Source organism: Bacillus sp. RC240 (genome assembly GCF_044907945.1).
Classification (GTDB): domain Bacteria; phylum Bacillota; class Bacilli; order Bacillales; family Bacillaceae_G; genus Bacillus_A; species Bacillus_A mycoides.
Genome location: NZ_JBIYCT010000009.1, coordinates 41,993 through 61,865 on the forward strand (window position 1 = coordinate 41,993; position 19,873 = coordinate 61,865).

Sequence of the window (19,873 nt, forward strand, 5' to 3'; positions counted from 1 at the left end):
CTAAGGTTTTAAACAATTAGTTAATGTTGTTTTTTGCAACTGTTGCTAATTCAGCGAAAGCTTTTTCGTCATGAACAGCTAAGTCAGCAAGCATCTTGCGGTTAACTTCGATGCCAGCATTTTTTAAACCGTGCATTAAGCGGCTGTAAGAAAGACCATTCATACGAGCTGCTGCGTTGATACGTGTAATCCATAATTTACGGAAGTCACGTTTCTTTTGACGACGGTCACGGAATGCATACATTAGAGATTTCATAACCTGTTGGTTAGCAACCTTAAATAATGTACTCTTAGAACCGTAGTAACCTTTTGCTAATTTTATAACTTTTTTACGACGTTGACGAGTAACTGTACCACCTTTTACTCTTGGCATAATATTACCTCCTAGTTTGTTCTATATATCAGCCGAACTTATTTTAAGTTGTCAAGCATTTGACGAATGCGTTTGAAGTCACCAGCGCTAACTACACCAGCTTTACGTAGTTTACGTTTAGCTTTTGTAGATTTGTTAGCGAATAAATGGCTTGTGTAAGCGTGAGAACGCTTCAGTTTACCAGATCCAGTCTTTTTGAAACGCTTTGCAGCGCCGCGATGAGTTTTTTGTTTAGGCATAGGTATTTCCTCCTCTATCTATTACTTATCGTTTTTCGGTGCTAAAACTAAGAACATACTACGTCCTTCCATTTTAGGCTTAGATTCAATTGTACTAACTTCAGCACAAGCTTCTGAGAAGCGATCTAAAACACGTTGACCGATTTCTTTATGAGTAATGGCACGTCCTTTAAAGCGAATTGACGCTTTAACCTTGTCGCCTTTCTCTAAAAACTTGACAGCATTACGAAGTTTTGTGTTAAAGTCATGTTCATCAATTGTTGGACTTAAACGAACTTCTTTCATGCTAATTACTTTTTGATTTTTGCGCTGTTCTTTTTCTTTCTTCTGTTGCTCAAAGCGGAATTTACCGTAGTCCATAATGCGGCATACTGGTGGTTTCGCATTTGGAGCAACCAATACTAAATCAAGATTAAGACCTGCAGCTAAGTCTAAAGCGTCATTACGAGACTTGATTCCAAGTTGATCGCCGTTTGCGCCAACTAAGCGTACTTCACGTGCACGAATTTGCTCGTTAATCATCATATCCTTGCTAATAGTAAGCCACCTCCAAGGTTTTCTTAGAATACGTTTTGCAATTGTAGAACCCGAACAAAAAAAGTGCGGGCACACGGCACCCACACTTGTAATATCTCTAGTAAGAAATACATTTACCTGCTAACTGCGAATGCGTCCATCAGGTGAGAAGCGGGTGCTTCTACTTGTCAAAACCATATTCTATTATCCTTGATGAGTTTATCATAGGACATGACGTCTGTCAAGAAGACGCGATGTGTTTTACTAACAACAAGAAATATTGTAACAAACAACCAGCATACTTGCAATACTTTTTTATGATAAGTATTGTTTGGTTATTTTTTCTAGATTTTCTTTTTTATTATACATAAAAAAGCCGCGGTATACCGCGGCTCTTTCTTATCGTTTTCCTTCTACCTTAATCATGTCAACAAACGCATCTAATGCGATTGTTTCTGATTTTTGTTCACCATATTTACGTACGTTAACGCCATTTTCAGTAACTTCATTGTCACCTACTACAAGCATGTACGGAATCTTTTGCATTTGTGCTTCACGGATTTTGTAACCAATTTTCTCTTCACGAGTGTCTAATTCAACACGGATACCAGCACGTCGTAATTCATCTTGTACTTTCTTCGCATAGTCTAAATGTACTTGCGGAGAAACTGGAATTACTTGCGCCTGAACTGGAGCTAACCAAGTTGGGAATGCGCCTTTGTATTCTTCAATTAAGAAGGCTACGAAACGTTCCATAGTTGATACAACACCACGGTGAATTACAACTGGACGATGTTGTTTACCGTCTTCACCAACGTAAGTTAATTCAAAGCGTTCTGGAAGTAAGAAGTCTAATTGTACAGTTGAAAGTGTTTCGTCTTTTCCAAGAGCAGTACGAACTTGAACGTCAAGTTTCGGACCATAGAATGCCGCTTCACCTTCAGCTTCATAGTAATCAAGACCCATTTCATCCATAGCTTCTTTTAACATACCTTGTGCTTTTTCCCACATCTCATCATCAGCATAATACTTTTTAGTATCTGCTGGGTCACGATAAGATAGACGGAATGAATAGTTTTCTAAACCGAAATCTTTGTACACTTCTAACGTTAAGTTTACAACACGTTTTAATTCTTCTTTAATTTGATCTGGACGAACGAAAATGTGCGCATCATTTAAAGTCATTCCGCGTACACGTTGTAATCCAGATAATGCTCCAGACATTTCATAGCGGTGCATTGTTCCAAGTTCCGCAATACGGATTGGTAATTCACGGTAGCTGTGAATATCGTTTTTATAAACCATCATATGGTGAGGGCAGTTCATTGGACGAAGAACTAACTCTTCATTATCCATTTCCATTGATGGGAACATGCCATCACGGTAATGGTTCCAGTGACCAGAAGTTTCATAAAGTTCTCTACTTCCTAATACTGGAGTGTATACGTGATCATAGCCTAAGCTTGCTTCTTTATCAACGATGTAACGCTCGATAATACGGCGAATTGTTGCACCTTTTGGTAACCAAAGTGGTAAACCTTGTCCTACTTTTTGGCTATTAGTAAATAGTTTTAACTCTTTACCTAATTTACGGTGATCGCGCTCTTTCGCTTCTTCAAGCATACGTAAGTGCTCATCTAATTCTGCTTTCTTAACGAATCCAGTACCGTAAATACGTTGTAACATTTTATTATTGCTATCGCCGCGCCAGTAAGCACCAGCAACACTTAATAATTTAAACACTTTAATCTTCCCTGTAGATGGAAGGTGAACACCACGGCAAAGGTCGAAGAATTCGCCTTGCTCATAGATTGAAATAACTGCATCTTCTGGAAGATCGTTAATTAAATCTAATTTTAACTCATCGCCGATTTCTTCAAAGCGACGAAGTGCTTCTGCACGTGGTACTTCATGACGAACGATTTCTAAGTTTTCGTTCACGATTTTTTGCATTTCTTTTTCGATTTTCTTGAAGTCCTCAACCGTAATTGCTTCTTCCATATCAATATCGTAGTAGAAGCCATTTTCGATTACTGGACCAATGCCAAGCTCAAGCTTAACATCTTTATATAAACGTTTTAACGCTTGTGCTAAAAGGTGAGCTGTTGAGTGGCGTAAAATATATAAGCCATCTTCAGAATCTAATGTAATAATAGAAACTGCACCATCTTCTTCGATTGGTGTAACAAGATCAATCATCTCATCGTTTAATTTTCCAGCCACAGCTTTTTTCTTTAAGCCTGGGCTAATAGAAGCTGCGATTTCTTCAGTTGTTACTCCTTTTGGAAACTCCTTCACAGCTCCATCAGGGAAAGTAATTTTAACTACATCTGCCATCACTGGTCACTCCTCTTTTTTTCAAAATAAAAAACACTCATCCCATAAAAAGGGACGAGTGTTGAATTCGTGGTTCCACCCTTGTTCCAATTAACCTTATTGTTAATTGCTCAAGTTCAACATAACGGTGTTGTCCGTTAGCAATTACTAGAAAAACGTTCACTGCTAAAGTTTAGAGGTGGTAAGTAATAATCCCGTACTAGGAAGCTCGCACCCTAAGGCTTCCCTCTCTGAAAATCGTAGATAACTACTCATGTCCTCATCATGACATTTCAATATATTTCATTTATGTAGGTAATTATATGCTCAAAAACTTAGAAAATCAAGGGCGTTACCTTTATTTTTTAAATTTTTCACATTGCGCTCAAACTCATGCAAACCATGTAATTGGACCCGTTCTTGAAATACATTTCGCAAAGTAACAATCATGTTATGATCTTGTTTTTTCGTATATAAATAAATCTTTTTCGGCGAAATAGAAAGAAGTGGTGCAATTACTTTCGTATCGATATATACATCCTGTTTCTTTAATAATTCTTCATCTATATATTGAACCAATTTCTCCTGTTTTAAACGCCTACCTTTATCATCATAGAAAATAAAACTTTCATCAAAAATAAGATGTACACAGGACAAACGTGATTTCCGGCTACTTACTTGTTGGCGAAGTGTCTCAATGAATATTTGGTATTCCTGCTCCATCTTATACTCATCAATTGCAACTTCAGCAAGCTTAGTTACCATTTCCCTATATGTACGAAGACGAAAACGAACGTATGATGAAAACGAGAATGAGAGCGGATCACAAAGCCATTCATTCAAAGACGACGCAATATAAGATTCAAATTTTTGACGTGTTAAATCACTAGCTACTCCTTTTCTTCTTTCCTTTAAAATCTCATGTGCCATATGCAATATTTGATGACACTCTTCTTGTTCTTCATAAAAAAACTTTTCCTTTAAAATGGTATGAATCCATTCATTTTGTTTCACATTCATAATGAAATATAGTAATACTGGCAATAAAATCTTTTCAATATAATTTGATTCACATAATGGTATATGAATAACAACCTTTTGTTCATTTAAATATACACTTGTTTCCTTATATAAGGATTCTGTTCTTTTCGTTAGTTGTCTGTATACGTACACAGCATCATTTTTTTCTTCGAAGCAAATTTCAATCACTTTTGTCCCCCCTTTTATCCCCGCTCTAAAGGATTGCATCTATACGTTACAAATCCTATAAGAGTCCGATCTATGGAAGTTCACTCTTAGTAGAAACCTATCTCCCATCGTTAGAACATCCACTCGATATGGCTTGCTAATTTTATATATATTAAGGGAGGGAGAAAAAAATGATACAAGCTACTCTGAAAAAATGATTAAAATAAAGTGAAGCTTTAATCAGTGGAGGTTTTGTCCATCCTCCACTGATTATTAGCCCGCACCAATCGGGCTTTTACGGGCAGCAGGGCTCCCACCTAACTTCTTTGCTTTACAGCCGAATTTTGAGGTGGGAGTCTTACTGCCCGCCAATAGCGGGATAAAAAAGAGCAAGCTTCTCAGCTCGCTCTTTACTTATTACGACGATTTTTCCCGCCAATTGGGATTGGCTTCGCTAAATATTTAATTCGTTCCATAATACGGGCTGCTTTCATCTCTTCTGCTTCACCGCGCTGTGTATACGTTAAATGATGTTCCAACTGTTTGAAATCAAAGTTAGATGTAAAGAACGTCGGTAAGTTTTCCAACATACGGAATTGCAAGATTGCACCGAGTACATCATCACGTACAAAACTTGACATCGCTTCTGCCCCGATATCATCTAACATTAATACTTGTACACGTTTGACAGCATCAATCTTTCCGCTAATCGAATTATCTTGAATCGAACTTTTGATTTCACGTAAAAATTCAGGGAAGTATACGAGCATCGAACTAATTTTCTTTCGCGCAAGCTCATTTGCAATTGCCCCTAAAAGATACGTTTTCCCTACACCAAATTTACCGTACAAATATAAACCTTGTGCTTTTTTACCTGGTTCGTATGTGTTTAAAAATTCATTCGTTGCACCTATTGCATCAATACGTGCATCTAAATCTGAAGGGTCTAAATTTTCCATAGTTGCCTGCAAAATGTCAACTGGCATATATACACTTTGAACGAGTTTTTCATATTTTTTTCTCTCATCATATGCTACTTTTCTAATACAACGATCGTATTGAATATCAATCATCTTACCTTGAATGACGAGCTTCGGCTCATATCCTTGTAGCATATTTTTACATGACCCTAAATCTGGACAATCCGCACACCCTACACTTTGTCCAATATATTCATATAACTTCACAAGACTTCGTTCAATCATAGAAGTCGTTACTTCACCTTTATGTTCGTCTATAAATTCTTTCACACGAGGGTGCGCCATCACTTCTGCCTTTAAGACTTCATATCTATTTTTAAAGTTTTTATTTTCCATTAATTTCGTAAATGAATTTTGAATATGCTCCATTTTCTCACCTCAAAGAGCGTTCATTTTCTTTTATTAATCACGCTTATATTTTTTCAATACTTCTTCTAATCGTTTCCGTTCATCTTCTAACGTACTTGCATCTTTTTTCGCACTTACGTCATTTTTTACAGGTTCTTTCTCTTCTTCTTTCGACTCTTCCTTAAGCCAATCTGGTACCATTTCTTTTCGCACTGTTTTCTTCGCTGTACGACCTTTTTTCTTCGTCTCAGCCCACTCTTGATATTGACGATTCTCTTCTTTTGCTAGCGCCATCGCCTCGCCTACTGTACCGACCTTTTTTCGCGCCCAATGTCCAGCAATCTTCTCGACATACGTTTTAGCAAGCTTCATATCTGAGCGTAGCATAACGTAATAAATAAGTACATTCACAACCCCTGGCGTTAATTTTTGATTTATCATTACATCCTCAACGATTTGCAAGTCCGCTTTCGTCGCCTCTGCACCGCCTGAAATCTCTTTCAATAGTTGTTTTGGCGAGATTTCCTCTAACTGCTTCATTAGCATCTCTTCTTGCGTAGATGGCTCTTTCTCTTTCATTGTACGAGCAGCATGAGGTTGCACTCTTTCACTTAATACAGGTAACGCTTGACCATTTTCGAATTGATACCAATCGCGTGCTCCCTTCCGAAGCCTTTCGATATCAATTGTTTGCACTTCTGTCACTGCGCCAAGAACGATATTTTGCATCGATAACACATCCACACCGTACACATAAGCGAGTGTAATAACACATTCTCTCACTTGATCTGTAATCGCCTTTTTAGGAACAAGCGCTGATAGTCCGTCTACAAATAAAGAGAAATCAAAGAAGTCGTTCCAAACTTTCGGAGCATCCCCATTCTCGTTACTTGGCATAATTGTCGTTTTCGGGATACGCAGTTCTTCTTGCGCATATTCAAACTGACCTGGGTTAAACGAATCAAATATATCGTTGAAGGAGCGCGTAACATTTTCATAAGAACCAAAATCGAATTCTTCTTCTAAGAAATATTGCTTTACTTGGTTGTATTTTGTCCGACTCAAGCGATTATATAAAAAGATACTTAAAACAATATCATCAAAAAACTGCTTCGGAGATAAAGGTGGTTGCAATTCATATATAAACATTCGAATATCTTTTTCTTTCTTAATATATACATTTAAAAGACCAATCGCTTCTAACTTTACTCGTTCCCCATATATTTCAGGAAGTTGCATTTGCATAGTCACCATAAGGGAGTGATGTGTATTCTCTTTTCCAAACACACGATCTTGCTCTAACTCTCCCCATAGTGTCATGTATAAGCTAAAAGCTCTACTACCTATTAACGGCTGATACAACATCGTTAATACTTTCCGGTCGTAATTATGTAACAACCCTTTCGCACTTACTTTATAACGATCAATCGGCAATAGCTCCATCCATGACTGTTTTTCCATTCTTGCTTTTCCTTTCTCTCATCCAATCTAACCTACATTTCACTCGTTCTATCTTTATTATATAATTTATTAGCGAAAAAGAGCTATTAGCTTCCGCTTCTAGCTCTCTTATCTCGTTTACTTACAGTATATAAAGAGATTCCTTCTACTCTCTCTCTTTTTGCAGTATATCTTTTAATTCTTCAATAAATACATTTAAATCTTTAAATTGACGATACACAGAAGCAAAACGTACGTAAGCAACATCATCAATATCACGAAGTTCTTCCATAACAATTTCACCAATCATATCACTTTTCACTTCTGATATACCTAAGTTACGAAGTTCACGCTCCACACTTTGTGTTACTTCCTCTAACTGCCTTAAAGATACAGGTCTTTTTTCACACGCTTTAATTAAACCGCGTAAAATTTTCTCTTTATTAAACTCTTCTCGTGTTCCTTCTTTTTTAACAACGATAAGAGGTGATTCTTCTACTCTTTCAAAGGTCGTAAAGCGACTTAAACAACTTTCACACTCTCTTCTTCTTCGAATAGAGCGCCCCTCGTCTACCGGACGCGAATCTAACACTCTTGTTCCATTATGAAAACAGGATGGACAACGCAATTCATTCACTCCTTTACACTATAATCTTTATTCTTTCGCTACTCACCTACATGTGAAAATATATATACAATATTATATAACTCATTCTTCTATAATGACCACTCTAAGTTATTACATATCATGATCCTATTTTATATAAACTAAAAAAGAGGTGCATTATACACCTCTTTACATTTTAAATCAATTATGTTCTTTTTTAAAGAGCTTTTGTTTCTCTCTGCTTAATTTCGAAGCTACCAGTGCCTCGAGGAAGCTCGATGCTCTCACGCGTTTTCGCGTTTAAACCTTCTGCAATATATTCTGCAGCAACATTTGGATCAATACGATCCCCACAAGTATAAACATCAATACTTGCGTAACCGTGCTCCGGAAAGCTATGAATTGTTAAATGTGATTCCGAGATAATTACTACTCCACTTACACCTTGTGGTGCAAATTTATGAAAAGCAACCTCACGTACCTCAGCACCAGCTCTTAGTGCTGCATCCACAAATAATTGTTCAATATACGGCATGTCATTAAGCTTGTCGAAATCGCAATCCCAAAGTTCAGCAATCACGTGACGACCCATCGTATCCATAGTATCCATTCTACAGTTCCCCCTTGTAAATTTATTCTAACTGTTCGAATTGAAAACTAATTTGCAATTTGGCTTGCTCCACTACCACGGGGGAAAGTTAGTCCAGAGAGGTCCTAACCCTTTAAGTAGTGACTACGTACCTCAGCTCTTAAGTTTACGAGTGTTAGTATACTTTGTTTATTTTCATTTTGCAACAACAGTTTTTTCGATTTTCTGTCATATTTTCCTCTTTACTTTTCCCTAAAAAAAATTAATGATTCACGAATACAGTAATCCCAACGTTTCGTGGTATGTCCACTATTTGAAAATATATTCATATAATTTTTTCCCTTTTCAGAAAAAAATAAAAAAAGAGGGCAAATATTTACTTGCCCTCTCTCTATTTCACTTAAATATGTTGCACATTTTCTTGTTTTGCTAATTCATCAACAACTAACGTTACAAGATCTACAACACGACGAGAGTAGCCCCACTCGTTATCATACCAAGCAAGCACTTTCACTTTACGATCACCCATTACTATTGTAGATAAACCATCAATAATAGCTGAGTGTGTATTTGTATTAAAGTCGATAGACACTAAAGGCTCTTCGCTGAATTCTACAATTCCTTTTAACGCACCGTTTGCAACAGTTTTGAATGCTTCATTAATATCTTCAACTGTTACATCACGTTTTACGTCTACTACTAAATCAACAAGAGACACGTTTGGTGTTGGTACACGAAGTGCCATACCATGAAGTTTTCCGTTTAAGTGTGGAAGAACTTTTGCTAGCGCTTTTGCAGCACCCGTCGTTGTTGGAATGATAGACTGTCCGCAAGCACGCGCTCTTCTTAAATCTTTATGTGGGTTATCAATATTTTTTTGGTCATTTGTATAAGCGTGAACAGTTGTCATTAAACCGTTTTCAATTCCGAACTGCTCATCTAACACCTTTACAACAGGCGCTAAACAGTTTGTTGTACAAGATGCATTTGAAATAACAGTATGTTTTGTAATATCTAATTGGTCTTCGTTCACACCAACTACGATTGTTACATCTTCATTTTTACCAGGTGCTGTTAAAATAACTTTTTTCGCTCCAGCTTCAACATGAAGAATTGCTTTTTCTTTCGAGTTAAATTTACCAGTTGCTTCAATTACAACTTCAACACCTAGATCTTTCCAAGGCAACTCCTTTGGATCGCGGTTGTTTAAAAGGCGAATCATTTTCCCATCAACTAGTAAGTGATCTTCAAATGCTTCCACTGTTCCGTCAAACTTTCCATGAACTGTATCATATTTAATTAAATGCGCTAACGTTTCTGATGGATAGCTTGCATTGATTGCTACAATTTTGAATGCGCTTTCTTTTATTGCTTGACGAAATACCATTCTCCCGATACGTCCAAATCCATTAATTGCCACACGAGTCATAATATGTTATCCCCCTTGAATGCGTTATACTATTTATCTCCAATCCCAATAATAGTATAACACAAAAAGGAGATATGTCACTAAGCATTTTCATTAATTTCACAATTTTTTAATCAATAATGTTCCATTCTTTCAAAATAGAAGCTAATTGTGTTTTCGTTCCAGTAATTGTGCCATCATTATAAATCACCTCATCTGCCTTCTTTACTTTTTCTTCTAATGGCATTTGAGATTGAATACGAGCCGTTGCTTCTTCTTCTGAAAAGTTATTTCGTTTCATTAAACGTTCCAATTGCGTATTCGGTGTGACTGCTACAACTAAAACACGATCAACGAGATTTGTTAATTTACTTTCAAACAAAAGAGGGATATCTAACACAACCGCTTGCATACCTTCTTTTATGTACATCTCCTTTTGTGCATTCATTTCTTCACGCACTGCAGGATGAACAATTTCGTTTAACTGCAATCGTTTTTCTTCATTATAAAAAACGACACTCCCAAGCTTTGGTCGATCAAGCTCTCCATCTTTTTGTAACACTTCCGTTCCGAACACCTCTACAATTTTGTTATATGCCGGTTTTCCTCGTTCTACAACTTCTCGCGCAATAATATCTGCATCAATAACCGGTATACTCATTTCACGAAACATTTCTGATACCGTACTTTTTCCGCTTGCAATGCCTCCTGTTAATCCAATTACTACTGTCATAATAATCCTCCTCACAATATTAAAGGCGCGAAACTAATGTTCCACGCCCATACTTACATTTTCCAAATTCCAATAATAATGAGTAATACCCCAGGCAGGAATGTAAATTTTTGTAACCATTTCATATTTGATAAAATCGTACCTAGCTTCATTCCAATAAATAAAAATAAAGAACTCATAACCGCGACTAATGCCGCCATCATCGCGGGTGCATAACCTAATAAAGATGCACCAATTCCAGCACCAAACGAATCTATAGAAAGAGCGATACCGAGAAGTAGCGCTTCTCCTGCAGAGATAGTTCCTGATTTATCAAAATCCGCAACAGTCGGCTTCCGCAAAATTTGAATCACTAACCCTAGCGAAGCAATTTCTAGTTTCCAAACCTTCTCCTCTTGCTTCGGTTCTTCTTTTTTATCACTTCGAAAAAATTGATATAATACCCAAATACCTATTCCAATAAGAACAAATCCGCCGATACGCGTTGCGATAACAGGTGAAAATATTTTCGCGATCATATGTCCAATTCCCATGGAAACGAGCATTACAGCTGCTGAACAGATCCCGATAATTATAATTGATCTTAGTGGAATTCTTACGCTCCTTAACCCGTATGTTAGCCCTACACTACAGCTATCTAAGCTTAATGTAAAAGCTAATAAAATAAGAGATAAATAAAGGTACATCGGTAAGCTCCTCCCTTATACATAGCTCTGCTCTATGTATATGACAAATGCCTATCCGATGTTATCCCTTTTCTATATTCTAGGTTGGCAAATTGGGCAGTAATGTGTTCCCCTTCCGCCAACAACTGTTTTTTCTAATAGCGTACCGCAAGTCACACACGGTTCTCCTTTTTTCCCATATACATTTAGAAGTTCCTGGAACGAACCAATTTGTCCTTGTGAATTAATATACGTTCTAATTGTACTTCCGCCTCGCTTAACAGCTTCGCCCAGCGTTGTAACAATCGCCTCGTAAATTCTTTCTATTTCTTCTTCTGTTAAAGATGCAGCTTCTCGTTCTGGGTGAATTTGAGAACGGAATAATACTTCATCTACATATATATTTCCAAGCCCTACTAAAAGACGCTGATCTAATAATACGACTTTTATTTTTCGATTTGTTTTTTGCAATCTTTCTTGTAAATACTGCGGTGTTAATTCAGCATCAAATGGCTCCGGGCCTAAGTCAGCAAGAGGCATTTGATTCAACTCTTCACCTTTCTTAAAGAGATGCATCGTACCAAACTTCCTCACATCTTTATAATGTAATTCAGTTCCATCTGTAAATAAGAAACGGACGTGCGTATGTTTATCAATCGGCTCATCCTCTTGATGAAGTAAAAACTTACCTTCCATGCGCAAATGTGAAACAATGACATAATTCGTTACATATAAAAGCAAAAACTTTCCTCTTCGCTTTATATTTTCAATTGTCTCGCCTCTTAGCATTTCTTTAAAAATTTCTGCATCATCCGGTCGTTTTACTATTTTGGGATAAGTAATAACGACATCTTCAATCGTTTTTCCTGTTACAAGATTTTCAAGCGTCCGTCTAACGTTTTCAACCTCTGGTAATTCCGGCATTTCATCACGTCCTTATTTCGCATCGTACCAAGTTGGACCGTAAGAATAATCAACTTTCAATGGAACGGCTAGTTCAATTGCATGCTCCATTACTTCAGGTACAAGCTTCTCTAATTTTTCAATTTCTTCTTTTGGTGCTTCAAATATCAATTCATCGTGTACTTGCAGAAGAAGACGTGCTTGTAATCCTTCTTCTTCTAGACGATCTGCCATAATAATCATCGCTTTTTTAATAATATCAGCCGCACTACCTTGAATTGGTGTATTCATAGCTGTACGCTCAGCAAAGCTACGTAAATTGAAATTACGACTCGTAATTTCCGGAATGTAACGGCGACGATTTAATAATGTAACCACATATCCTTTTTGTTTCGCATCTTTTACGATTTCATCCATGTATTCTTGTACACCAGGGAAACTTTCTAAATACTTTTCAATAAATTCCGCTGCTGCTTTTCTTGTAATTCCTAAGTTTTGCGAAAGACCATAATCACTAATACCATACACAATTCCGAAGTTAACAGCTTTTGCTTGTCGTCTCATGTTAGATGTTACTTCATCTTTCCCAACACCAAATACATCCATAGCTGTTTTCGTATGAATATCCATGTCATGTTGGAACGCTTCAACTAACCCTGGATCATTTGCAATATGAGCAAGCACACGAAGTTCGATTTGTGAATAATCAGCCGCGTACATGATCCATCCTTCTTCTGATGGAACGAATGCCTGACGAATCTTTCTTCCTTCTTCTAATCGAATCGGGATATTTTGTAAGTTCGGATCTGTTGAACTTAATCGACCTGTTTGCGTTAACACTTGATTAAAACGAGTATGGATTTTAGATGAATCTTCATGTACAACTTTCAATAAACCTTCAATGTACGTTGAATTTAGCTTTCCTAATTGACGGTAATGTAAAATATTTGGAATAATTTCATGACGATCCATAAGTTTATCTAATACATCCGCCGACGTAGAATAACCTGTTTTCGTCTTTTTAATAACTGGTAAATTTAAATTCTCAAACAGAATAACCCCAAGTTGCTTCGGTGAATTAATATTAAATTCTGTTCCCGCAAGCTTATAAATTTCCTGTTCCATTTCCTTTAATCTACCTGCAAGTTCTTCTCCCATATTACGAAGACGCTCCGTATCAACTTTTACACCTTTCACTTCCATATCAGCTAATACACGTGCAAGTGGTAATTCTAATTCCGTAAATAATTCATATTGCTCGTTCTTTTTTAATTCTTCTAAGAACGTTTGCTTTACATCATATAATACATGCACTTTACGAGCTATATGCTCCGCTACTACCTCTAGCTCCGGAACAGCACGCTTCGCACCTTTTCCGTAAACTTCTTCATCTGATTTTACGGCATGCGTTTCTTTCATTTTCGCTACAGTACGGAAATCTTTATCCGTATCAGCTGGATCAAGTAAATAAGCAGCGATTAATAAATCAAAGTCAATTCCTTGAATATCTACACCTTTCCACTTGAGGGCAACGATAGCACGCTTCGCATCAAATGTATGTTTTCTCATTTCTCCATTTGCAAGCCACTCTTTAAAAGCATCCGATTTAAGAGCAACATCGGCTGGAATGAAGTAACAACCATTTTCATTTTGAATACCAAAACCTTGAATATCGGCTTTATGATAATTATCTTCTTGCACTTCAACAATAAGCGCACTATCTTGCTGAAGCATTTCTTCTGTAACTTCTTCTACAATATCAAATGTAATATCATCTAATTCAGCTGGAGCCGTTTCCTCCGGCGTAACACCTAACTTATTTAAAAGGGATGTAAATCCTAAATTCTCGAACATTGGAATCAAATCGCTTGGTTCATACCCTTTATATTCCATATCATCTACATGCACAGTAATCGGTGCGTCTGTAATAATAGTCGCAAGTTCTTTACTCATAAGAGCTTGTTCTTTATTCGCTTCTAACTTTTCTTTTAATTTCTTTCCACTCACTTGATCTAAGTTTTCATATACTGCTTCTACCGTTTCAAATTGCGTTAATAATTTAATGGCGGTCTTCTCACCAACACCTGGTACACCTGGAATGTTATCCGATTGGTCTCCCATTAAACCTTTCATATCGATAATTTGCTTTGGTGATAAGCTATATTTCTCAAATAAAGCTTCTTTCGTATATTCATCTACTTCCGTAATCCCTTTGCGAGGAATACATACGAGTGTATTATCTGAAACAAGTTGCAGTAAATCTTTATCTCCTGAAATAACTTTAACATGAAACCCTTGCTCACTCGCTTCTTTCGCTAACGTTCCCATAATGTCATCCGCTTCATAATTTTCCAGCTCATAACGCGGTACATTGAATGCATCAAGCACCTCACGAATAAACGGGAATTGCTCTGATAACTCAGGTGGAGTCTTTTGACGCCCTCCCTTGTAATCACTATACGTTTTATGACGGAATGTTGTTTTCCCCGCATCAAATGCCACAAGCATATGCGTCGGTTTTTCTTCCTCTAGTATCCTCATTAACATCATTGTAAAACCATAAATTGCGTTCGTATGTATACCTTTGTCGTTATTTAAAAGCGGTAGTGCAAAGAAAGCACGATACGCGATATTATTACCATCTACTAATACGACTTTTTTTTCCAAACTACAAACCTCCCCATACATATTTGAAACGATTTTTCCCACAGAAAAAAACCGTTCCTGTCCTCTCTCTATATTAACATGACTAATAGAGAGAAGAAAAATAACGGTTTTTTTCTATCATATATAAACAGACTTACATTGGCATAAAGGGAAGTGACGAGAATAGCATAACTACTCTCGTCCAAAATTACTCCTTGGATGAAGGGGTTTTCATATATTATATTAACAGAGCTTTATTAATATTTAATTAAGCCATTGTTAATATATTGTAAATATCCTTCATCCTATTTTTCAGTAGCTGATTTTGGTAAAACAACTGTAAATGTTGTTCCTTCCCCAACCTCACTATCCACCGTAATCGTACCTTGATGCGCTTCAACTAAATGTTTTACAATTGATAAACCAAGACCCGTTCCACCCGTATTTCTACTTCTTGCTTTATCCACTCGGTAAAAGCGTTCAAAAATACGCGGAATTTCCTCTTTACTAATACCAATTCCAGTATCAGATACTTTTATATAAGCATTATATTTATCTTCTGCCAATTCAACAGAAACAACGCCTCCAGCCGGTGTGTATACAATCGCGTTATTAATTAAATTAATAAAGATTTGTTTCAAGCGGCCTGGATCTCCAATAACGGAAACTCGTTTCAATGCATTCACTTGTAAAGAGATTTCTTTTTCTCCCGCTTTATTATCAAGCACCATATGAATATCTTCAAGAAGTTCCTTCATATCAACGGTCCCCATATTTAGTTTAAACCCTTGTTGCTCGATCTTTGACAAGTCTAATAAATCTTCAATTAATCCTTGCATGCGTTCACTTTCTTTTAAAATAATATGTAAGAAATGTTCGCAGAATTTTTTATTATCCATAGCCCCATCCAAGAGCGTTTCTGAAAAACCTTTAATAGAAGTAATTGGCGTCTTTAGTTCATGAGAAACATTCGCTAAAAAGTCTTTTCTCATTTGTTCTAATTTCTTTAACTCTGTTATGTCATGGAACACAAGAACAATACCTTTCCATTCATGGTTCGTCCCGATAATCGGCGCTCCATATACTTCAAAATGCTTTCGCTCAATTCCAAGCGGCAATAACATTTGTTTACGCACTTTCACTTCTGTCATAAAGATTTCTTCCACAAGCTCAATAATTTCTGTATGGTGAAATGATTCATAATATAAGCGATCTAAATATTCTTCATCTGTTACGTGGAAAGTTTCCTTATAAGAACGGTTTACAAGGTTTATATAACCGCGGCTATCAATTAAAATCATTCCACTTCCCATATTTTCAATTAACGTATGCAGACGATCCTGTTGCATTTCCTGCTCAAGAGTCATCTCTTGTAAATTACGAGCTAAAATATTAATCGCTTTACTCAGCATCCCTGTTTCATCCGAATGACTTTCATAAGCGCGTGCTTTATAATTTCCCTTCGCTAATTCAATGGCAACTTTCGTAACCGATTCAATCGGCCTAATATATTGCCCCGTAATTTTCATACCTAAAAATACGACTACGAGACAAGCGATAACAAATCCTATAATTAATAATCCCCACGTTTTTTGATGTACGTCTTTCAATGGCTCAATTGTACTTTTCACCAAAATATATCCTTGTTTTCCTGCTAGATCTTGAACGAACACCGCATGATAAAATTCATTCTTTTGATCTGTTTCTTGCGTAATCACTTTACTTCGTTGTTTTGCTGCTTCAGAAGAAAGTTCTTTAATCATCTCTTGATTAAATGCAGATGGTTGCCCTCCGCTATATTGAACTTTCTTTTTTTCATCAACAAATATAATAGAAGCTGGTATTTTTTCTTCTAACTTTTCAAATACATAAGGCTTTTTTAAAACAGCATCAAACCCTTGCTCTTCTGCTAATACCGCAACATACTGTGTCTCTTTTATCATTCTCTCTTTAGCATGATCTATATAGTAGTTTTCAAATACAGTTTCTAATAATACACCTAGTCCAACTAAAATAAAAACGATAAGAGAAACAAATGTAAAAAGAAGCCTGGAACGAAACTTATTCATCCACTTTTGGCTCCTCTAATTTATAACCTAAACCACGTATCGTTTTAATGTACGTCGGTTTTTTCGTATTTTGTTCAATTTTATCGCGCAAATGGCTAATATGGACATCAACAATTCTTGTATCACCGGCAAAATCATAATTCCATACAGCACTTAATAATTGGTCACGAGTTAATACACGACTTTTATTTTTCGCAAGATAAACAAGTAACTCAAATTCTTTCGGTGTTAATTCCAGTTTCCTTCCTTGGAAGTACGCTTCATAAAACTCCGGTAAAATTTTAAGCTCTCCAATTTTGATGCTCTCTTCATCTGGCGATTCTGAAACTTGTTCTTCCTGCTGTAATTTCGTACGGCGCAAAATCGCCTTCACACGAGCAACAACTTCCCTTGGACTAAATGGCTTCGTCATATAATCATCAGCCCCAAGCTCAAGACCTAGCACCTTATCAAATTCATCATCTTTTGCTGTTAACATTAAAATCGGCGTCATAATACGCTGCAATCGTAATTCTTTACAAACTTCCATACCATCCATTTTTGGAAGCATTAAATCTAATATAATTAAATCTGGGCGTTCTGTAGTCGCTTTTTGAAGCGCCATTTCTCCATCCATTGCTGTAATAACTTCAAACCCAGCTTGTTGTAAATTAAATTCAATTAAAGTTAAGATAAATTCCTCATCATCAACTACTAAAATACGATTGTTCATTCTTTTCCTCCAAGTTATAGACTTGAAACCTTCTTCATCCTAGTATTTTCCCCGTTATTCTCATCATACTAGAAAACAAGGTCTCCCTCAATATAATTGTCTATTTATGGAGCTCGTTTGTACTAGAGTTTCGGAAAATAAAAGCAATCGTAACTTCATTCCCTCTATCCGGTCGCTATCCAAACTTTATAGATGCATCTATCTTTTTTAAACTCTTTTTCCGTATGAACTATAAACTCTCGATTTTGCGCTAGGAAAAACGAAAGAGCATACGCTATTTTATAATCTGGTGTTTCATATCCATCAAATACTTTCCCGTACATTTCATTCGCGATTGAATCGGCCCATACTTCAGCTTCTCTTATCGTTTCAAAAACAATGTCTTCCCTCTCCCATTTCACAGTTATATCACCCTTTCCAAACAAAAAGTAGCGCTAGCATACCCTTAATAAGAATATGACTAACGCTACTTTTATATCATTCTAACTTTCATTTTTTAAAAATTATCTAATGCTTTTTCCATAATGGAAACAGATTTAAAAGGTGGTGTTACTGTTAATGAACCTTTTACAACAGTTTCTCCTTTTTCATCATGAGCAAATACAAGCATATCAATTGTATGTTCCTCCTCTGAAACAGCCACAACTTCAAAGTGGATTTGTAACGTTTCATAATGGTGAACATGTTTCACGAACGTAAGGTCCTTCCTAGTAATATGACTGCCTGGACCTGGTAAATATTTCGTAACCGCCGTTGTAATCAGTCCCGTTAGCATAATGCTTGGGACAATCGGCTTTTCATACGGAGTTTGGGATGCGTAATCATGCTGAATATATAATGGATTGGCATCATTCGTTAACCCTAAGTACAATAACAAATCTTTATCCTCAATTTTTTCAGTGATAGATAATTTCTCTCCTACTGTAATTTCATCCATTCTACGACCAATTTGAACTTTTTTCTTTAACATGTTACAACCCCCTCCGATTTTTTCACCTTATTATCCTACTAAAAGCGATACCTTATCCGAAATTTACTGTGATGAGGGCAATGTATAGTATAAGTCTATAGTTTCATTATAGGATACACCAAATGATAGCGTTTTCATATTATTTCAAAAAAACATTTCAATATATAGTAGAAAAAGATTCGGGGCCCCGAATCTTTTTCCACTTATATTTAATTATTAAACAAGAACTTTCATAACGTTACGTACAGATTCTACAGAGCGATCTAACGCTTCTTTCTCATCTGCAAGAAGTTCTAATTCAATAATTTTTTCAATTCCGTTACCACCTAGAATTACTGGTACCCCTAAGTAAAGGTCACTATAACCATATTCACCTTCAAGGTACGCAATAGCTGGTAATACACGGCGTTGATCTTTCAAGATCGCTTCTGTCATTTCAACTAAAGAAGCTGCTGGTGCGTAATATGCACTACCGTTTCCTAATAAGCCTACAATCTCACCGCCACCTTTACGTGTACGTTCTACGATTGCTTCTAAACGCTCTTTTGGAATTAATGTTTCTAACGGAATGCCACCTGCATAGGAATAGCGTACAAGAGGTACCATATCGTCACCATGTCCACCAAGAACAAATCCTGTAATGTCTTTCACAGAAAGGTTTAACTCTTGTGAAATAAATGTACGGAAACGAGCTGTATCTAATACACCCGATTGACCGATAACACGCTCTTTCGGGAATCCTGCTTCTTTAAATACAGAATATGTCATTGCATCAACTGGATTTGTTAATACAAGAATAATCGCATTTGGTGAATGTTTTGCAATGTCGCGCGTAATACTTTTCATAATTTTAGAGTTTGTTGCTACTAAGTCATCACGGCTCATACCAGGCTTACGCGCAATACCTGCTGTAATAACGACAACGTCAGAATCAGCAGTATCTGCGTAATCAGATGTACCAATAATGTTAGCATCAAAACCTTGTACTGGGCTCGCTTCTAACATATCTAACGCTTTCCCTTTTGTTGGATTTTCCAGCTGTGGAATGTCCACTAATACAACATCTGCAAGTTCTTTTTGTCCTAATAAGAATGCTGTTGTTGCTCCTGTAAATCCTGCACCGATGACTGAAACTTTCTTGCGTTTGATTGTCATAATTTACCCCCCGCTT

The 19,873-nt window shown here is 36.6% G+C and carries 19 protein-coding genes and 2 other annotated features; all 19 genes read right to left on the bottom strand.

Annotated elements, in window-relative coordinates; all coding sequences use genetic code 11:
* Positions 1-16: 16 nt before the first annotated feature.
* The 19 genes from rplT to mdh all read right to left on the bottom strand — a co-directional run bounded on the left by rplT (position 17) and on the right by mdh (position 19,857).
* Positions 17-373 (bottom strand): 50S ribosomal protein L20, encoded by a 357-nt coding sequence (gene rplT, locus ABH955_RS23015; RefSeq protein WP_001138364.1) that lies wholly within the window; start codon positions 371-373, stop codon positions 17-19.
* Positions 374-411: 38 nt separating this feature from the next.
* A complete protein-coding gene (rpmI, locus tag ABH955_RS23020; RefSeq protein ID WP_001125945.1) occupies positions 412-612 on the bottom strand; it encodes a 50S ribosomal protein L35 in 201 nt (66 codons plus the stop codon).
* Between the two features lie 21 nt (positions 613-633).
* A complete protein-coding gene (gene infC, locus ABH955_RS23025; protein ID WP_002015470.1) occupies positions 634-1,137 on the bottom strand; it encodes a translation initiation factor IF-3 in 504 nt (167 codons plus the stop codon).
* A 63-nt stretch (positions 1,138-1,200) separates the two neighbouring features.
* Positions 1,201-1,321, bottom strand: a sequence feature (ribosomal protein L20 leader region).
* A gap of 206 nt (positions 1,322-1,527) precedes the next feature.
* Positions 1,528-3,465: a threonine--tRNA ligase gene (gene thrS / locus ABH955_RS23030; protein WP_002034275.1), complete on the bottom strand. Its 1,938-nt coding sequence runs from the start codon at positions 3,463-3,465 to the stop codon at positions 1,528-1,530.
* A 47-nt stretch (positions 3,466-3,512) separates the two neighbouring features.
* Positions 3,513-3,740, bottom strand: a binding site (T-box leader).
* A 31-nt stretch (positions 3,741-3,771) separates the two neighbouring features.
* Positions 3,772-4,653, bottom strand: coding sequence for a putative sporulation protein YtxC (gene ytxC, locus ABH955_RS23035; protein WP_404443557.1), 882 nt, complete (start codon positions 4,651-4,653; stop codon positions 3,772-3,774).
* 389 nt (positions 4,654-5,042) lie between these two features.
* Positions 5,043-5,981 (bottom strand): primosomal protein DnaI, encoded by a 939-nt coding sequence (gene dnaI / locus ABH955_RS23040; protein ID WP_002015473.1) that lies wholly within the window; start codon positions 5,979-5,981, stop codon positions 5,043-5,045.
* Between the two features lie 33 nt (positions 5,982-6,014).
* Positions 6,015-7,421, bottom strand: coding sequence for a replication initiation and membrane attachment family protein (locus ABH955_RS23045; protein WP_113935711.1), 1,407 nt, complete (start codon positions 7,419-7,421; stop codon positions 6,015-6,017).
* A gap of 145 nt (positions 7,422-7,566) precedes the next feature.
* Complete coding sequence (gene nrdR / locus ABH955_RS23050; RefSeq protein WP_001203686.1) at positions 7,567-8,028, bottom strand: transcriptional regulator NrdR; 462 nt, start codon at positions 8,026-8,028, stop codon at positions 7,567-7,569.
* 196 nt (positions 8,029-8,224) lie between these two features.
* Positions 8,225-8,608 carry an adenosylmethionine decarboxylase gene (gene speD / locus ABH955_RS23055; protein WP_002003660.1) on the bottom strand — a complete coding sequence of 128 codons (384 nt, stop codon included), beginning with the start codon at positions 8,606-8,608 and terminating at the stop codon, positions 8,225-8,227.
* 388 nt (positions 8,609-8,996) lie between these two features.
* Entirely contained in the window at positions 8,997-10,025 is a 1,029-nt protein-coding gene (locus ABH955_RS23060; protein WP_002088923.1) for a glyceraldehyde-3-phosphate dehydrogenase, read from the bottom strand.
* Positions 10,026-10,134: 109 nt separating this feature from the next.
* Positions 10,135-10,737, bottom strand: a complete 603-nt coding sequence (coaE, locus tag ABH955_RS23065; protein WP_002088924.1) for a dephospho-CoA kinase — start codon at positions 10,735-10,737, stop codon at positions 10,135-10,137.
* A 53-nt stretch (positions 10,738-10,790) separates the two neighbouring features.
* Positions 10,791-11,423 (bottom strand): sporulation membrane protein YtaF, encoded by a 633-nt coding sequence (ytaF, locus tag ABH955_RS23070; RefSeq protein WP_002190849.1) that lies wholly within the window; start codon positions 11,421-11,423, stop codon positions 10,791-10,793.
* A 72-nt stretch (positions 11,424-11,495) separates the two neighbouring features.
* Positions 11,496-12,326, bottom strand: coding sequence for a DNA-formamidopyrimidine glycosylase (gene mutM, locus ABH955_RS23075; RefSeq protein WP_002015480.1), 831 nt, complete (start codon positions 12,324-12,326; stop codon positions 11,496-11,498).
* 12 nt (positions 12,327-12,338) lie between these two features.
* Positions 12,339-14,972: a DNA polymerase I gene (gene polA / locus ABH955_RS23080; RefSeq protein WP_002138586.1), complete on the bottom strand. Its 2,634-nt coding sequence runs from the start codon at positions 14,970-14,972 to the stop codon at positions 12,339-12,341.
* Positions 14,973-15,256: 284 nt separating this feature from the next.
* Entirely contained in the window at positions 15,257-17,020 is a 1,764-nt protein-coding gene (gene phoR / locus ABH955_RS23085) for a sensory box histidine kinase PhoR (RefSeq protein WP_002167588.1), read from the bottom strand.
* Entirely contained in the window at positions 17,013-17,732 is a 720-nt protein-coding gene (gene phoP / locus ABH955_RS23090; protein WP_002129355.1) for a two-component system response regulator PhoP, read from the bottom strand. The genes phoR and phoP overlap by 8 nt, the downstream gene beginning before the upstream one ends.
* A gap of 164 nt (positions 17,733-17,896) precedes the next feature.
* On the bottom strand, positions 17,897-18,133 hold the full coding sequence (locus ABH955_RS23095; RefSeq protein WP_404454246.1) for a hypothetical protein: 237 nt from the start codon (positions 18,131-18,133) through the stop codon (positions 17,897-17,899).
* Between the two features lie 95 nt (positions 18,134-18,228).
* Complete coding sequence (locus ABH955_RS23100; RefSeq protein ID WP_002015489.1) at positions 18,229-18,702, bottom strand: MaoC/PaaZ C-terminal domain-containing protein; 474 nt, start codon at positions 18,700-18,702, stop codon at positions 18,229-18,231.
* Positions 18,703-18,918: 216 nt separating this feature from the next.
* Positions 18,919-19,857 (bottom strand): malate dehydrogenase, encoded by a 939-nt coding sequence (mdh, locus tag ABH955_RS23105; RefSeq protein WP_002131240.1) that lies wholly within the window; start codon positions 19,855-19,857, stop codon positions 18,919-18,921.
* Positions 19,858-19,873: the final 16 nt, after the last annotated feature.

Coding starts and splice junctions, on each gene's coding strand:
- rplT (WP_001138364.1), bottom strand. CDS start 373: ATGCCAAGAGTAAAAGGTGGTACAGTTACTCGTCAACGTCGTAAAAAA.
- rpmI (WP_001125945.1), bottom strand. CDS start 612: ATGCCTAAACAAAAAACTCATCGCGGCGCTGCAAAGCGTTTCAAAAAG.
- infC (WP_002015470.1), bottom strand. CDS start 1,137: ATGATGATTAACGAGCAAATTCGTGCACGTGAAGTACGCTTAGTTGGC.
- thrS (WP_002034275.1), bottom strand. CDS start 3,465: ATGGCAGATGTAGTTAAAATTACTTTCCCTGATGGAGCTGTGAAGGAG.
- dnaI (WP_002015473.1), bottom strand. CDS start 5,981: ATGGAGCATATTCAAAATTCATTTACGAAATTAATGGAAAATAAAAAC.
- ABH955_RS23045 (WP_113935711.1), bottom strand. CDS start 7,421: ATGGAAAAACAGTCATGGATGGAGCTATTGCCGATTGATCGTTATAAA.
- speD (WP_002003660.1), bottom strand. CDS start 8,608: ATGGATACGATGGGTCGTCACGTGATTGCTGAACTTTGGGATTGCGAT.
- ABH955_RS23060 (WP_002088923.1), bottom strand. CDS start 10,025: ATGACTCGTGTGGCAATTAATGGATTTGGACGTATCGGGAGAATGGTA.
- coaE (WP_002088924.1), bottom strand. CDS start 10,737: ATGACAGTAGTAATTGGATTAACAGGAGGCATTGCAAGCGGAAAAAGT.
- ytaF (WP_002190849.1), bottom strand. CDS start 11,423: ATGTACCTTTATTTATCTCTTATTTTATTAGCTTTTACATTAAGCTTA.
- mutM (WP_002015480.1), bottom strand. CDS start 12,326: ATGCCGGAATTACCAGAGGTTGAAAACGTTAGACGGACGCTTGAAAAT.
- phoR (WP_002167588.1), bottom strand. CDS start 17,020: ATGAATAAGTTTCGTTCCAGGCTTCTTTTTACATTTGTTTCTCTTATC.
- phoP (WP_002129355.1), bottom strand. CDS start 17,732: ATGAACAATCGTATTTTAGTAGTTGATGATGAGGAATTTATCTTAACT.
- ABH955_RS23100 (WP_002015489.1), bottom strand. CDS start 18,702: ATGTTAAAGAAAAAAGTTCAAATTGGTCGTAGAATGGATGAAATTACA.
- mdh (WP_002131240.1), bottom strand. CDS start 19,857: ATGACAATCAAACGCAAGAAAGTTTCAGTCATCGGTGCAGGATTTACA.